Annotated in this window: 1 protein-coding gene; it reads left to right on the forward strand. The window is 72.7% G+C overall.

What is annotated here, in order from left to right; all coding sequences use genetic code 11:
• Positions 1-954 (forward strand): beta-ketoacyl reductase (locus POF73_RS45775; RefSeq protein ID WP_272125473.1); only part of this gene is annotated, 954 nt, incomplete at both ends.

Genomic DNA, 954 nt, shown 5'->3' on the forward strand with positions numbered 1-954 from the left:
GTCTCCGGCACCCTCGGCACCTCCGGCCAGGGCAACTACGCGGCGGCCAACGCCTTCCTGGACGCTCTGGCCGAGCGGCGCCGGGCGGCGGGGCTGCCCGCCACCTCGATCGCGTGGGGTCCCTGGGCCGACGGCGGCATGGCCGACGAAGAAGTCGTGGCCTGGCGCATGCATCGCGGCGGCGTCCTGCCGCTCCAGCCCGCTCTCGGCGTACTGGCCCTGCAACGCGCCGTCGGCTCAGCCCGGCCGGCCGTCATGGTCTCGGACATCCACTGGGGCGAATTCGCACCGCCCTTCACCATGACCCGTCCGAGCCCGCTGATCGAGTCGCTGCCCGAGGCGCGCGCGGCCGTCGAAGGCGCCGGAGCCGCCTCCGAGCGTTTCGGCCGCGGCGACGGCTCCGGCCTGCGTGACCAGCTCACCGGACTCACCCTCGCCGAACAGGAACGCGTCCTCCTCGAAGTGGTCCGCCTGTGCGCGGCGGGCGTCCTCGGCTACGCCGGCGCGTCCGCCGTACCGGCCGAACGAGCCTTCCGCGACCTGGGCGTCGACTCCCTCACCGCGGTCGAACTCCGTGGCACTCTCGCCATGGCGACCGGCGTCGCACTCGCCGCGACGGTGGTGTTCGACTATCCGACGCCGGTGTCGTTGGCGCGGTATCTGCGGGAGCAGTTGCTGGGTGACGTGGCCGGGGCGGAGCCCGTGGTGGTGGGCCCTGCGGGTGCCGGTGTGGAGGACGATCCGGTGGTGATCGTCGGGATGGCGTGCCGGTTCCCGGGTGGTGTGCAGGACCCAGAGGGTCTGTGGCGACTGCTGTCGGAGGGCGGGGACGCGGTGCGCGCGTTCCCGGCCGACCGAGGCTGGGACCTCACTGCCCTGTACGACCCCGACTCCGAACGGCGGGGCACGAGTTACGTGGACGTAGGTGCCTTCCTCGACGATGTGGGTCGTTTT

This window comes from Streptomyces sp. HD, from assembly GCF_028369295.1.
Lineage (GTDB): Bacteria > Actinomycetota > Actinomycetes > Streptomycetales > Streptomycetaceae > Streptomyces.